This is a genomic window from Hyphomonas beringensis (assembly GCF_000682755.1).
In the GTDB taxonomy this organism is placed as follows: Bacteria; Pseudomonadota; Alphaproteobacteria; order Caulobacterales; family Hyphomonadaceae; genus Hyphomonas; species Hyphomonas beringensis.
On the sequence record NZ_AWFF01000087.1, the window covers coordinates 26,726 to 40,333 of the forward strand.

At 61.1% G+C, this 13,608-nt stretch carries 13 protein-coding genes; all 13 read left to right on the forward strand.

Going from position 1 to position 13,608, the window contains the following annotated elements; all coding sequences use genetic code 11:
- Positions 1-102: 102 nt before the first annotated feature.
- The 13 genes from HY29_RS16320 (at position 103) to HY29_RS16380 (ending at position 13,603) form a co-directional block, all read left to right on the forward strand.
- Positions 103-1,872 carry an acyl-CoA dehydrogenase gene (locus tag HY29_RS16320; RefSeq protein WP_034798958.1) on the forward strand — a complete coding sequence of 590 codons (1,770 nt, stop codon included), beginning with the start codon at positions 103-105 and terminating at the stop codon, positions 1,870-1,872.
- A gap of 97 nt (positions 1,873-1,969) precedes the next feature.
- Positions 1,970-2,509, forward strand: a complete 540-nt coding sequence (locus HY29_RS16325; RefSeq protein ID WP_051601677.1) for a DUF3833 family protein — start codon at positions 1,970-1,972, stop codon at positions 2,507-2,509.
- A 134-nt stretch (positions 2,510-2,643) separates the two neighbouring features.
- Complete coding sequence (locus tag HY29_RS16330) at positions 2,644-3,744, forward strand: pseudouridine synthase (RefSeq protein ID WP_241765245.1); 1,101 nt, start codon at positions 2,644-2,646, stop codon at positions 3,742-3,744.
- On the forward strand, positions 3,741-4,235 hold the full coding sequence (locus tag HY29_RS16335) for a gluconokinase (protein WP_034798960.1): 495 nt from the start codon (positions 3,741-3,743) through the stop codon (positions 4,233-4,235). The genes HY29_RS16330 and HY29_RS16335 overlap by 4 nt, the downstream gene beginning before the upstream one ends.
- A gap of 48 nt (positions 4,236-4,283) precedes the next feature.
- Entirely contained in the window at positions 4,284-5,348 is a 1,065-nt protein-coding gene (locus HY29_RS16340) for an MBL fold metallo-hydrolase (RefSeq protein ID WP_034798963.1), read from the forward strand.
- Between the two features lie 115 nt (positions 5,349-5,463).
- Positions 5,464-6,318 (forward strand): signal peptidase I, encoded by an 855-nt coding sequence (lepB, locus tag HY29_RS16345; protein ID WP_241765246.1) that lies wholly within the window; start codon positions 5,464-5,466, stop codon positions 6,316-6,318.
- 127 nt (positions 6,319-6,445) lie between these two features.
- Positions 6,446-7,048, forward strand: coding sequence for a histidine phosphatase family protein (locus tag HY29_RS16350; protein ID WP_034798966.1), 603 nt, complete (start codon positions 6,446-6,448; stop codon positions 7,046-7,048).
- A gap of 78 nt (positions 7,049-7,126) precedes the next feature.
- Positions 7,127-7,372, forward strand: coding sequence for an exodeoxyribonuclease VII small subunit (locus HY29_RS16355; RefSeq protein ID WP_034798969.1), 246 nt, complete (start codon positions 7,127-7,129; stop codon positions 7,370-7,372).
- A gap of 12 nt (positions 7,373-7,384) precedes the next feature.
- A complete protein-coding gene (locus tag HY29_RS16360; RefSeq protein WP_034798970.1) occupies positions 7,385-8,281 on the forward strand; it encodes a polyprenyl synthetase family protein in 897 nt (298 codons plus the stop codon).
- 42 nt (positions 8,282-8,323) lie between these two features.
- On the forward strand, positions 8,324-10,246 hold the full coding sequence (gene dxs, locus HY29_RS16365; protein WP_034798971.1) for a 1-deoxy-D-xylulose-5-phosphate synthase: 1,923 nt from the start codon (positions 8,324-8,326) through the stop codon (positions 10,244-10,246).
- 57 nt (positions 10,247-10,303) lie between these two features.
- Positions 10,304-10,918: a tetratricopeptide repeat protein gene (locus tag HY29_RS16370; protein WP_155838391.1), complete on the forward strand. Its 615-nt coding sequence runs from the start codon at positions 10,304-10,306 to the stop codon at positions 10,916-10,918.
- A gap of 97 nt (positions 10,919-11,015) precedes the next feature.
- The gene (locus HY29_RS16375; RefSeq protein ID WP_034798974.1) at positions 11,016-11,663 is read left to right on the forward strand and encodes a tetratricopeptide repeat protein; all 648 of its coding nucleotides are present in this window, start codon (positions 11,016-11,018) and stop codon (positions 11,661-11,663) included.
- A gap of 191 nt (positions 11,664-11,854) precedes the next feature.
- The gene (locus HY29_RS16380; protein ID WP_034798975.1) at positions 11,855-13,603 is read left to right on the forward strand and encodes a class I adenylate-forming enzyme family protein; all 1,749 of its coding nucleotides are present in this window, start codon (positions 11,855-11,857) and stop codon (positions 13,601-13,603) included.
- Positions 13,604-13,608 lie beyond the last annotated feature (5 nt).

Sequence of the window (13,608 nt, forward strand, 5' to 3'; positions counted from 1 at the left end):
GGTATTGTGTCTGGGGGTGATTATAGGGCGCAGTTGGCGACATGCCAGTGGCGCGCTAAGGGCTAAGTTGGATATGACTTATGTGGATTCTGGGAGAAATAGATGGCCTATAATGCCCCGCTTGATGATATGGCGTTTGCGCTTCAGTCCGTTGCCGGGTTGCCAAAGCTGCAGGGACTTGAGGCTTTCGAGAATTACGATCCGGACCTGATCACCCCGATTCTGGATGAGGCGAACAAGCTGGCGCGGGATGTTCTGGCGCCGCTGAACCAGTCCGGCGATGCGCATGGTGCGGTGCTGACAGATGACGGCGTGACGGCCGCCCCCGGCTTTGCCGAAGCCTATGCCCAGTTCCGCGATGGTGGCTGGATGGGGCTTTCCGCGCCTGAGGAATGGGGTGGGCAGGGCCTGCCGAAAGCCCTGGCGCTGGCCGTGATGGAGATGTTCCATTCCGCCAACATGGCGTTCGGCCTGTGCCCGATGCTGAGCTTTGGTGCGATTGAAGCGCTGCTGGCGCATGGCACGGACGATCAGAAGCAGACCTATCTGCCCAATCTGGTTTCCGGCACCTGGACCGGCACGATGAATCTGACCGAGCCGCAGGCGGGTTCCGATGTCGGCGCGTTGAAGACAAAGGCCGTGCCGAAGGAAGACGGCAGCTATGCCATCAGCGGCCAGAAGATCTACATCACCTGGGGCGACCATGACGTTGCCGACAACATCATTCACCTCGTCCTGGCGCGCCTGCCGGATGCGCCTGCGGGCTCTCGCGGTGTGTCTCTGTTCCTGGTGCCGAAATTCCTGGTGAAGGAAGATGGCAGCCTGGGCGAGCGCAATGGCGTGAAATGCATCGGCCTAGAGAAGAAGATGGGCATTCATGCCTCCCCGACCTGTGTGATGGAATATGAAGACGCGACAGGTTGGCTGATCGGGCAGGAGAACAAGGGCCTCGCCTGCATGTTCACGATGATGAACTCGGCCCGCCTGAATGTTGGCCTGGAAGGCGTTGCTGTGGGCGAAGCGGCCTATCAGGCCGCGTTCGACTATGCGCAGGAGCGCAAGCAGGGCAAGGCCTCTGGCGTTGATGGTCCGGCGCCGATCCTGCACCACGCCGATGTGCGCCGTACCCTGACGACCATGCGCGCCCGCGTCGCAGCGGCCCGGGCGATCTGCTATGCCTGCGGCGTGGCGGCGGACCTTGCCGAAGCGGCGCCGGATGAGAGCACCCGCGCCTCTGCCAAGCTGCGCGAAGACCTGCTGACGCCGATTGCCAAGGCTTGGTCCACGGATATGGGCGTCGATGTGGCGAGCCTGGGCGTGCAGATCCATGGCGGCATGGGCTTCATGAACGAGACACTGGCGGCGCAGCTTTACCGCGATGCGCGGATTGCCCCGATCTATGAAGGCACGAACGGCATTCAGGCGATTGACCTGGTGGGCCGCAAACTGTCGGGCACGAATGGCGAGTCCATGCGTGTGATGCTGGGCGAGGTTGAGGCCACGGCAGCGAGTGCGCGGGCAACAAATGATCCGCAGCTGGTGCAGATTGCTGACCGGTTGAGAGAGGGCGCCGAAGCGCTTCGTCAGGCTACGGACTGGATGCTGGAAGCCATGAAGGAACGCGACCAGGACAAGGCGCTGGCCGGTGCGACGGCCTATCTGTCGCTGGCCGGGGATGTCATCGGCGGTCACTTCCTGACGCAGGCGGCGGTGTCCGCGCGCGGCGAAGAAGGCGGCTTCCGTGCACGTCAGCTGGCGCTGGCAGGCTTCTTTGCAGAGACCGTACTGGCGACCGCGCCGGGCCGCGTCTCCGGCATCACGCAAGGCGGCGACAGCTTCCTGGAGAACAGTGAAGCGCTGTTCGGGGTTTGATGGAGGTCAACTGCTGACCGGCCAGACTGAATTTTCTGTAGCGTTCATTCGTACGCTCTGGACTGATCCGATGGCCGGGATGCCGCGTAGAAGAGGCATGAAAAAGCAACTTCCCGCCTTCGCCGCCCTCGCCCTCATCACGGCCTGCGCCACACGGCCGCCTGTGCCGGATGATGCCGGGGGCAAGACCTTCGTCATCGAACGGGACCTTGCCGGCGCCCATGTGGCGCGCGGCGAGTTCAACTCGATCACCGGCGTGCAGCGCCCCTTCACCGCGCAGCTGAATGGCACCTGGGACGGCGAGACGTTCACACTGGTCGAGGATTTCGCCTATGATGATGGCGAGACGGACACGAAGACCTGGAAGCTGAAACGTGTCGCGCCGGGCGAATATACTGGCACCCGCGAAGACGTTGTCGGCACGGCGCGTGGCTATCAGGACGGGCGTGCCTTCCGTCTGGAATATGACGTTCGGCTGCCATCGGAAAATGGCAAGGGCCGCAAGGTTGGCTTCCGGGATGTGCTGGTCAATGATGGCGGCGGAAACGTGCTGAACACGGCGACCGTCGGCTGGTTCGGCTTCCGCGTCGGGTCCGTCTCGCTGATCATGGAACCGGCGCAGGAAGAAGCGGAATAGGCCTCCAGCTACAGCAACTGGCCAGACCCGCGAGAAAAACGCCGTCCCGATGGGACGCGGCTTTTCCTGACTTTATCGTCCGGTGAACAGTCGAAACACTCATCCATATGTTGCGACCGCAGGGCCGCACCGATATGACGGAGCCAATTGTGCAGGAGGCGCGCACGGCCATGAGCTGGACCAAGACATATACCGGCGCGGAAGCTCTGCGGATCAACAAATGGCTGGCCGAAGAGGGCGTCTGCTCTCGGCGTGAGGCCGACGCGCTGATCCTGAAGGGCCTGGTGAAGGTTGACGACGAGACGGCTGTGGCGGGTCAGAAGATCATGGCCGGGCAGACGCTGACCATGGCGGGCAAGGCCGGGCGGCAGCTGGACAACCAGATCTCCCTGATCTTTCACAAGCCTGTGGGCATCGTTTCCGGCACGCCAGAAGAGGGCGAAATTCCCGCCGTGCGCCTGATCACGCGCGACAGCCTGTCCGGCAAGGCGCGCGCCATTCCAGGACGCTACAACAAGCTGGCGCCGCTGGGCCGTCTCGACAAGGATTCGCGCGGCCTGCTGATCATGTCTGAGGACGGCGTGCTGGCGAAGGCGGTGATCGGGCCGGAGAGCGAGCTGGACAAGGAATATATCGTCAAGGTGAGGGGCGATGTGACGCCCGAGAAGCTGGCGAAACTGCGCCACGGGCTGGAGCTGGATGGCCGTCAGCTGAAGCCTGCCATCGTGGAGCAGCTGAAGGCCCAGGAACTGAAATTTGTGTTGCGGGAAGGGCGTAATCGCCAGATCCGCCGCATGTGTCAGCTGGTGGATTTGCGCGTGGTGGATCTGATGCGCACGCGTATCGGGCCGCTGGAACTGGCCGGCCTGCCGGAGGGCAAATGGCGCCCGATTGGCGGGCGCGAACGCGCGGCCTTGCTGAAGGCTGAAGCCCCGCGCGAGCGAAAGCCGCGTCCGGAGGGAGACCGATCTGATCGGGACCGGCCAGATCGGGAGCGGCCTGCACGCGCCGAACGACGCGATGGGCCACCCAGAGGCGACCGCCCGACACGCGGTGACCGTCAAGGCGGGCCGCGTACCGGCAAGCCTGGGGGCAAGCCAGGCGGCAAGTTTGGTGGCAAGCCGGAACGTTCAGAGCGTTCAGACGGCAAGCCTGACAACACGGTCTCACCGATGAAGGGCGAGAAGTTCAAACGCACCAAGCTGGGCCCGCGCAAGCGGACGCCGATCAAATGAAAGAGCTGATCGTCATCATGGGCGTTGCTGGCAGCGGGAAGACCTCTATTGCGTCTGCGTTGGCAGGACAGACCTGGTGGCCTTTCATGGAAGCGGATGAGCATCACTCCGCCGCCAACAAGACAAAGATGGCCGCTGGCACACCGCTGACCGATGAGGACCGGGCGAGTTGGGTCGACAGTATGTGCAAGGTATCGGCGGCCATGCCGGAGCCCCGGATCGTGCTGGCCTGCTCTGCGCTGACGCCCTTTGTGCAGGCGGGGCTAAGAGAGGGCAGTGGTCGGCGGTGCCGGTTCGTGATGCTGGATGTTCCGAAAGCGGAACTCGCCCGGCGGATTGCGGCGCGGGCCGATCATTTCATGCCGGTCAGTCTGCTCGATAGCCAGTTGGAGGCGCTGACCGTGCCGGAGGATGCCCTGCGCATTGCAGCTGACAGAGAGCTGGAAGACATTGTCGCGGATATCCAGGCCGCTTTGGACGCACAGGCCTGACCTTGCGGAACGGCTCGACGGCCTTGCGGATGCAAGTATCATCCTGAAATGGATGGATTTGAAACTGCCCCGCCGAAGCGGCCCAGGCTGGACTACCCCTTCGGGCGGACCGAGCCGGAAATCGGCAACAGCGTGCAGATTGCAGAGCGTGTCGAATGGGTGGCGATGCCACTCAATTTCTCTCTAAAATTCATCAATAACTGGCTGATCGATGATGGTGACGGGTGGACGATTGTCGACACCGGCATTGCCTATGACGAGACGCGCGATGCCTGGCGCAATTTGCTGGCGGATCGTGTGACGCCGGACAAGCCGCTGAAGCGCGTGATCGTTACGCACATGCATCCCGATCATGTCGGCACGGCGGGCTGGCTCTGCCACAAATACGGGGCCGAGCTGTGGATGACTCGGCTGGAATACACAACCTGCCGGATGTTGGTGGCCGATACGGGCCGCGAGGCGCCGGAGGTGGGAATCGATTTCTATCGCCGGGCGGGCTGGTCCGAAGCGCAGCTGGATACCTACAAGAAGCGGTTCGGCAATTTCGGCCGCGGCGTGACGCGCATCCCCGAATCCTTTTTCCGCCTGTCAGATGGCGACACATTCGAGATGGGCGGCAAAAGCTGGGAAGTGATCACGGGCAGTGGCCATTCGCCGGAACATGCCTGTCTCTTTTGCGAGGAGCTGAACATCGTCATTTCGGGCGACCAGTTGCTGCCGCGCATTTCTTCCAATGTCTCTGTCCACCCGACAGAGCCACTTGCCGATCCGCTGGATGACTGGATCGAAAGCTGTGAGAAGCTGAAGCGACGCCTGCCGGAAGACGTGCTGGTGCTGCCTGCGCACAATGAGCCGTTCCGCGGCGCACATCATAGGCTGCAGCACCTGATCGACGGGCATTATGTGACGCTGGAGCGGCTGAAGGCGAAGCTGGCGCGCGGGCCGATGAAGGTGACGGATACGTTCACGACCATGTTCGCACGGGCCATCGGGGATGATGTGATCCATATGGCAACGGGCGAGGCCCTGGCCCATCTGAACTATCTGATCCATCGCGGCGACGTGACCGTCAGCCGGGGCGAGGACGGCGTGGATCTCTACCATTTGGCCTGACCCGAAGCGGGGCTTTGTAAGGCTTTTACAGCATGCGGGCAGTTTACATCTTCGCAATCATGGGCGCTTTCGTCTAAACAAGTGGCACGTTGCTAGGACGAGAGACGAGGTTCCCATGACATCAGATGGCAGCACCGCCACGCAGGGCGAGGCGGAAGAAGACCTGTCTTTCGGCAGCAAACTGAAGCGGGAGCTGAGGGAATGGGCGATGACGCTCGCCTTCTTCGTGCCGGCCTTCATGCTGTTCACGGGCCTGTTCTACGAGCAGCGGGTGATTCCCTCCGAGAGCATGGTGCCGACCCTGCAGGTGACAGATCGGGTTGCGGTGACCAAGTTTGCTTATGGCTATGACCGCTATTCGCTGCCTTTCTCGCTTGGGCGTTTCATCCCCCTGCCGGCTGGCCGGATCTTTGCCCGCATGCCGAAGCATGGCGATGTCATCGTGTTTGAACACCCCCATACGGGTCGCGTTATGATCAAGCGCCTGATCGGCCTGCCGGGCGATACGGTGCAGATGATCGGAGAGCAGCTGTATCTGAATGGCGAACCGGTCGACAGCGAACTGGTGCGCAAGGTGCGCTACACGCCGCATGGCACGAACATTCTGCGCACCGCCTTTGAGTGGCGCGAGACCATCGGCGACAAGAGCTGGTTCACCTATCGCGGCAACAAGGGCGATTGGGGCGACAATACGGATCTGTTCGTCGTGCCAGACGGCTATGTCTTCATGATGGGCGACAATCGCGACAATTCTCTCGATAGCCGCTTCCCCAGTGGGCACTGCCCGGCGGAAAATGGTGTCGTTGATCGGGCCGGATGCCCGCTGCGTGTGCCTGCAGAAGAGGCATCGATCGGGTTTGTACCGCTGGATCACCTGATCGGACGGGCAGATACGGTGCTGATGAGCTTCTATTCCTGCAAATTGCAGGATGATGAGAAGTGCGCAAAGCGGGTCTGGAAAGGCCTTTGATTGGCGCTTCAGCCCACAAGCTGGAACATGTCTGAGTTGAAAGGTGCCTTGCCGTGCCGGGGCAACCCCGTTAGGGCAATTCCTTGAGTTTTACGCGCGGGTCTCCGCAGGAACGAGTATACGATTGATGGCGATGCCAGACCCGACATCGACAGAACGGAAACGCGGGCCGATCATTGTATCGCGCCATGGCCGCCCGGCGCTGGACCGGACCGCCGGCCCGCGGCTGAACTGGCGTGAGTATCGTGACTGGTGGGACCGGTATGAAGCTGGCGCCCTTGCCGAAGGTCAGGTCGCGCCGGAAGCGCTGAAAAAGGCTGTTGCTGACGCTGATCTGGTATTTGCCTCTGCGCGTCTGAGAGCGCAGCAGACGGCCGCCCGCGCCGCGCCGCACATGCAGGCGCAATATGATGCAGTTTTCAATGAAGCGCCGCTGCCGCCGCCGCTGCTGCCGGGCGTGCGCTATCTGCCGAAAACATGGAATATCCTGGCCCGGGCTGCCTGGCTGAATGGCCACGCGCTGGACGGGGAAAGCGTGAAGGCGGCGCGCCAACGGGCAGCGCAGGCTGCGCAGAAACTGCACGACGCCTCAGAAGATACGAAAGTCTATCTGGCGGCCCATGGCTGGTTTAACCGCATGCTGAGGCCGGAACTGAAGAAGCTTGGCTGGAAATGCGCCTATGATGGCGGAGACAGCTATTGGAGCTTCCGGGTTTACGAATATCGGTGAAACCCGCCTTCAAATGGTTGTGGAGCCCAGACCGGGGCTCTAGTGTCATCTGAAATTCTGACAAGCGAGACATAAGGCATGGCTGACGCAAAAGAGAAACCTGTCGACAAGCTGACATTCGAGGAAGCCCTGGCTGAACTCGAAGGCATTGTGCGCCAGCTGGAAGCCGGTGAAGTCGAACTGGAAAAATCCATCGCGATCTATGAACGGGGCGCCGCCCTCAAGGCGCATTGCGACTCCCGCCTGAAATCCGCCGAGCTGAAGGTGGAGCAGATCGTGCAGGGGGCCAACGGGCCAGCTACCGAACCTGCCAGCTTCGACTAGAGAGGGCCCCGTATGGCGGACGTTGTCGATTTCGAACAGCGCCTGAAAGAGGTTGCCGACAAGGTAACGGTCGCGCTGGACCAGTTGATCCCGCCTGCGAGTGGACCCGAGGCTGATCTGATGCGCGCCATGCGCCATGCTGCGCTGGCCAATGGCAAGCGGATGCGGCCCTTCTTCCTGCTGGAAACCGGCGCGATGTTCGAGGCGCCCGAGAAAACCCTTTTGCGGGCGGCAGCGGCGCTGGAATGTGTGCACTGCTATTCCCTGGTGCATGATGACCTGCCCTGTATGGATGATGATGATTTCCGGCGGGGCCAGCCGACCGTTCACAAGGCCTTTGACGAGGCCACGGCCGTGCTGGCTGGCGACGCGCTGCTGACGCTGGCGTTCAAGATCCTCGCCTCACCTGAGACCCATGATGACGCCACGATCCGCGCCTTGCTGGTCGAGCGGCTAGCCGATTCTTCCGGCGCGCGGGGCATGGTGGGCGGCCAGATGATCGACATGCTGGAGAGCGACAGCCCCCGTGATCTCAACACGATTACCCGCATGCAGCGCCTGAAGACTGGCGCGCTGATCTCCTATGCGACGGAAGCGGGCGCAATTGTTGGCCGGGCGCGGGAGGCTGAGCGCAACGCGCTGGCAGGCTTCTCCAATGACCTTGGTCTGGCGTATCAGATTGCCGATGATTTGCTGGATGCGACAGGCCATGAGGAACATGTTGGCAAGCCCCTGCGTACTGATGAAGAGGCCGGAAAAGCCAATTTTGTGACGATCCTGGGAGTAGACGGCGCGCGGCAGCGGGTGCGTATTCTTGCTGCACAAGCGAAGGAGCATCTCGCAATTTTTCGCGAAAAGGCCCATATACTGCTGCAATCGGTCGATTTTGTACTCGACAGAACACATTAAACAGGACGTCAGAAGACCGAAATAAAAGGTCCAGAGAAAAACATGACCGAGACACGACCGAACCGCTTGCTGGATGCGATCAACTCGCCGGACGACCTGAAAGGCCGCTCGCGGGAGGAACTGAAACAGATCGCTGCCGAAGTGCGCGATGAAGTCATTGACGTTGTGTCTGTGACGGGCGGGCACCTTGGCTCTGGCCTCGGCGTTGTCGAGCTGACCGTAGCGATCCATTCGGTTTTCAATGCCCCGGCTGACAAGCTGATCTTTGACGTTGGCCACCAATGCTATCCGCACAAGATCCTGACCGGGCGGCGCGACCAGATGCGGACTCTGCGCCAGGGCGGCGGCCTGTCCGGTTTCACCAAGCGCGCCGAAAGCGAATATGACCCGTTTGGCGCGGCGCATGCGTCAACTTCCATTTCCGCAGGCCATGGCTTTGCCAAGGCGCGTGACCTGCAGGACGGCGAAAATCACGTTATCTCGGTGATCGGTGACGGCTCCATGTCTGCCGGCATGGCCTATGAGGCGATGAACAATGCCGGGGCCGACAAATCCCGCCTGATCGTGATCCTGAACGACAATGACATGTCGATTGCCCCGCCGGTTGGCGCGATGAGCAATCACCTGTCAAAGCTGGTCTCCTCGCGGCCCTATCGCGGCCTGCGCAAGATCGCCAAGAAGATGGTGTCTCCAATGGGGCTGGAAAGCCCGGCGCGGCGCGCGGAGGAATATCTGCGCGGCTTCGCGATGGGCGGTACCATGTTCGAGGAGCTGGGCTTCTACTATGTCGGCCCGATTGACGGGCATGATCTGGATACGCTGATCCCGATCCTTGAGAATGTGAAGGCGATGCGGGAAGGCCCGATCCTGATCCACGCCGTCACGCAGAAGGGCAAGGGCTATGCACCCGCCGAGAATTCTGCCGACAAGTATCATGGCGTTTCGAAATTCTCTGTCGTCACTGGCGAGCAGTCCAAGCCGAAGCCCAAGGCCCTGGCCTATCAGAAGGTTTTTGGCCAGACGCTGGCCAAGCTGGCCGAGACGGATGACAAGATCTGCGCGATTACGGCGGCGATGCCGTCCGGCACATCCACCGATGTTTTTGCCAAGCAATTCCCTGACCGGCATTTCGATGTCGGCATTGCCGAACAGCACGCGGTGACCTTCGCCGCCGGCCTTGCGGCGGACGGGATGCGCCCTTACGCGGCGATCTATTCCACCTTCCTGCAGCGCGGCTATGACCAGGTTGTCCATGATGTGGCGATCCAGAAACTGCCCGTGCGCTTTGCGATCGACCGGGCTGGCCTGGTGGGCGCAGATGGCGCGACCCATGCTGGCAGCTTTGACATTGGCTATCTCGGCGCACTGCCGGGTATGGTCTGCATGGCGGCCGCCGACGAGGCAGACCTTGCCCGCATGGTGGTGACCGCGAACCAGATTGATGATGCGCCGTCGGCTTTCCGCTATCCGCGGGGCGAGGGTATCGGCATCGAGATTCCGGAAAACCCGCAGCCACTGGAAATCGGCAAGGGCCGCATCATGCGTGAGGGGACGACGATTGCCATCCTGTCCTACGGCACGCGCCTGGCAGAGGCCCAGAAGGCGGCTGATCTGCTTGCTGCGCAAGGCCTGTCCGCGACTGTGGCCGATGCACGCTTTGCCAAGCCGCTGGACGCGGACCTGGTCGAGCGGCTGGCGCGCGAGCATGAAGTGCTGATCACGATTGAAGAGGGCGCTACAGGCGGCTTTGGCAGCTTTGTGCTGGAGCATCTGGCCAAGGTGGGCGCGCTGGACAAGGGTCTGAAGATCCGCCCGATGACGTTGCCGGATGAGTTCCAGGATCAGGATACCCCGTATCTGATGTATGAGGCTGCTGGCCTCAATGCCCGTCATATTGCTGCCCGCGCCATCGAGGCTCTGGGCCGGGGCGACATAGCCGAGATCAACCGGCTGGCCAGCGCCTGAGTTTCTGACTGAAAAGCAATTTGCCGCCGGGCGCGAACACGTCTTATGTGCCGCCCCATGCGATACATTTCTCTTTCAACTGTTGCGGCGGCAGCCTTGCTGCTGGCTGCATGTGCCACAGCGCCGGAAGCGACGGATACGGGCCCTCCGCCGGAAACCGTCATTGCTCAGGCGATTGCGGAGACGAACCCCTATCAGGCCGAAGACAGCCTGACGGAACTTCTGGCCAGATCCAGCCTCACGGATGCACAGCGCGCTGAGGCACTGTACCATCGCGGCAGTTTGCGTCGTCAGGGCGCAGATGATCGCCGGGGTGCGGTAGAGGATCTGGAAGCCATGCTGGCGCTCGCGCCGAACCATCCGCTGGCGGCAAATGCCAGGGCGGAGCTGGAATTCGCCCGCAAGGATGTCGCCGCGATTGAAGCCTCCATGAACCGCTTCCTGACGCTGGCGCAGTGGTTTGACGGCACATGGGTGCTGGGGGATCACGAATTGGCGGTCGAGCGCTACAAGACATCCGGCCTGGCGCCGACGCCGGAACAGGTGAAGACCCTACGTGAGGCGGGCTATATCTGCCAGACGGGCACCAGCGAGTCTTCGCTCAAGAAATTTTCCGGTGACCGGGACGATCTTGATGGCCTGGATTGGTGCGCAGAAGAGCTGACCAGCTGAAAAGTCACACAAAATCCACAATACGGCCCTGTGCGCGCACTGCTTGTTTCTGTACGAACGGGGAAGATCACAGCCCAGTCCTGATGGAGACACCCTTATGATTCGTTCCGGCCTTGTCCTTGCTGCCTCAGCCCTCGCGCTGGCGGCCTGCTCTTCTGCGCCCTCCACGACGGACAGCGCGGCGACCCCCACGGTAACCCAGCCTGTTGATGAATTTGCCCTCGCAATGCAGACGGTGAACCAGCTGGTCGATGCGGGAAACACCCAAACGGCGATTGACCGGCTGACCCAGCTGACCGGTGATCCGGACCTCACCCGTGAAGAACTGGCCGATACGCTGCTGCGCCGGGGCGAGCTTCGCTTCAGCGAACAGGGCTATGATCTGATGGGTGCAATCAGCGACTTTGAAGAGATCATCAACGATCTGCCGGACACCGAGGCCGTTGCCGCCGCAGTTCCGATGCTGGACATTGCCCGCGGCAAGGCGACGTCTCTGAACACGCTGCTGGCGCAGCCGGAAACGACGCGTCAGGAGAAGTTCAACATCCTGATGGAACTGGGCCAGCATCAGGAAGCAATGGATTTGATGATCCAGAGCAATTTGACACCGGACAATGACACGCTGGTGGCGATGTATCAGATTGGCTATCTCTGCGAAGGTGATGAGCTGACCGGTCGCGAATATGATGCGATCGAGCCGGATGGCACCCAGCGCACGCTGCGATTCTGCGATTTCGGGAAATAGGGGCACAGCGCCTTTCCCTGACAGGTTTTGAAAAATATGGCCCCTGAACTTCCCGATATGGGTGGTTCGGGGGCTATTCTGTCGCAGATGCAGTTATTTTGCTGAAAATTCGTCGCTGATCACCGAGTTTTGTCTTCATTCCTCAGCCTTGGCGTGATTGTGTGTAGGAAACATACATTCAGAGGAAACCCATGCCCGCCGATACTTTGCCAAACTGGCCCGCCATGTCGATTGCCCAAGCCAATGAAATGCTGGCTGGGCCGGGCTCTCCGCTTGAACTGGAAGATGCCGTCATCGATGGCGTCGAGATGAAAGTTTACAAGAACGCGCCGCCGACCATTCCGTTTATCCTGGCGCTGGCTGAGACCCAGTTCCCTGATCGGGATTATATCGTTTACGAGGATGAACGCGTTACCTTCAAGGCGATGGCGAAGGCCGTCCGTGCCATGGCCGCCGTGATGCGCGACACCTATGGCGTGAAAAAGGGCGACCGGGTCGCCGTCGTGATGCGGAACTATCCGCAATGGCCGGTCGCTTTTTATGCTGCGCTCAGCCTGGGCGCGATCGCCACCCCGATGAATTCCTGGTGGACGGGCGAAGAGCTGCACTATGGCCTGTCTTTCGCCGAAGTGAAGCTGGCCGTCGTCGATCTGCATCTCTATGAGCGCGTGCGCGGGCACTGGGATAATCTGCCCAATCTGGAGCACATCATCATCGCGCGCGATTCCGATGAAGAGCATAATGATCCCCGGATCGGCTCTATGGAAGACTATATCGGCGACGCCAATAGCTGGAAGGATTTGCCGGACGGCAGCTGGCCGGAAATTGATCTGGGCCCGGAAGATAGCGCCACGATCATGTACACATCCGGCACGACGGGAAAACCGAAAGGCGCCCTGGCAACCCATCGCGCCGTTATCTCCAACATGTTCAATTCCATGACGTGTCAGGCCCGCATGTTCCTGCGCAAGGGAGAGGCCCCGCCAGAGCCGGACCCGGAAGACCGCCGCGCTACGTTGCTGGCCATTCCGTTTTTCCATGCGACAGGTGCATTCGCCATTCTGCTGCCGTCGGCCCTTCGCGGTGACAAGATCGTTTCCATGTACAAATGGGATGCGGACAAGGCGCTGCCGATCATCGAGAAGGAAAAGATCTCTGCCGTGGGCGGCGTGCCGACCATTGCGTGGCAAATCCTGGAACATCCGGACCGGGATAAATATGACCTCTCCTCCATTCAGGCCATCTCCTATGGCGGTGCGCCCTCTGCGCCGGAACTGGTCTCGACGATCAAGAAACGCTTTCCGGAAGCCGCACCCGGCAATGGCTGGGGCATGACTGAAACCTGCGCCACGGCCACGCTGAACATTGGCGAGGATTATGTGAACCGCCCGGGCAGTGCTGGCGCGCCGCCCAAGGCGGTCGTGCTGAAAACATGTGACCCGGACGGCAATGAGGTGCCGGCCGGTGAAGTGGGCGAGCTGTGGTGCAAAGGCCCGATGAATTGCAAGAAGTACTGGAACCGTCCGGACGCGACGGCTGAAACCTTCCGCGATGGCTGGGTTGTCACCGGAGACCTTGCACGCCTGGATGAAGAGGGCTTCCTATATCTGGTCGACCGCGCCAAGGACATGCTGATCCGCGGCGGCGAGAACGTCTACTGCATCGAGGTGGAGAATGCGCTCTATGAGCATCCGGCCATCATGGACGCGGCTGTCGTCGGCATTCCTCATAAAGTGTTGGGTGAAGAAGTTGGCGCCGTTGTGCAATTGAAGCCCGGCATGAAAGTGACGGAAGAAGAGTTGCGCCACTTCGCCGCCACGCATCTTGCGGCGTTCAAGGTGCCGGTCGAAATCCACTTCATGGACGAGCCGCTGCCGCGCAACGCAAACGGCAAGATCCTGAAGCCCGTCCTGCGGGAGCAGTTCAAACCCAGAGGATAAGTCCC

Bases quoted from the DNA above. Each gene is read 5' to 3' on its own strand.
- HY29_RS16375 (WP_034798974.1), top strand. From the start codon at position 11,016: ATGATTCGTTCCGGCCTTGTCCTTGCTGCCTCAGCCCTCGCGCTGGCG.
- HY29_RS16350 (WP_034798966.1), top strand. From the start codon at position 6,446: ATGGCGATGCCAGACCCGACATCGACAGAACGGAAACGCGGGCCGATC.
- dxs (WP_034798971.1), top strand. From the start codon at position 8,324: ATGACCGAGACACGACCGAACCGCTTGCTGGATGCGATCAACTCGCCG.
- HY29_RS16380 (WP_034798975.1), top strand. From the start codon at position 11,855: ATGCCCGCCGATACTTTGCCAAACTGGCCCGCCATGTCGATTGCCCAA.
- HY29_RS16340 (WP_034798963.1), top strand. From the start codon at position 4,284: ATGGATGGATTTGAAACTGCCCCGCCGAAGCGGCCCAGGCTGGACTAC.
- HY29_RS16355 (WP_034798969.1), top strand. From the start codon at position 7,127: ATGGCTGACGCAAAAGAGAAACCTGTCGACAAGCTGACATTCGAGGAA.
- HY29_RS16325 (WP_051601677.1), top strand. From the start codon at position 1,970: ATGAAAAAGCAACTTCCCGCCTTCGCCGCCCTCGCCCTCATCACGGCC.
- HY29_RS16335 (WP_034798960.1), top strand. From the start codon at position 3,741: ATGAAAGAGCTGATCGTCATCATGGGCGTTGCTGGCAGCGGGAAGACC.
- HY29_RS16320 (WP_034798958.1), top strand. From the start codon at position 103: ATGGCCTATAATGCCCCGCTTGATGATATGGCGTTTGCGCTTCAGTCC.
- HY29_RS16360 (WP_034798970.1), top strand. From the start codon at position 7,385: ATGGCGGACGTTGTCGATTTCGAACAGCGCCTGAAAGAGGTTGCCGAC.
- HY29_RS16330 (WP_241765245.1), top strand. From the start codon at position 2,644: ATGACGGAGCCAATTGTGCAGGAGGCGCGCACGGCCATGAGCTGGACC.
- lepB (WP_241765246.1), top strand. From the start codon at position 5,464: ATGACATCAGATGGCAGCACCGCCACGCAGGGCGAGGCGGAAGAAGAC.
- HY29_RS16370 (WP_155838391.1), top strand. From the start codon at position 10,304: ATGCGATACATTTCTCTTTCAACTGTTGCGGCGGCAGCCTTGCTGCTG.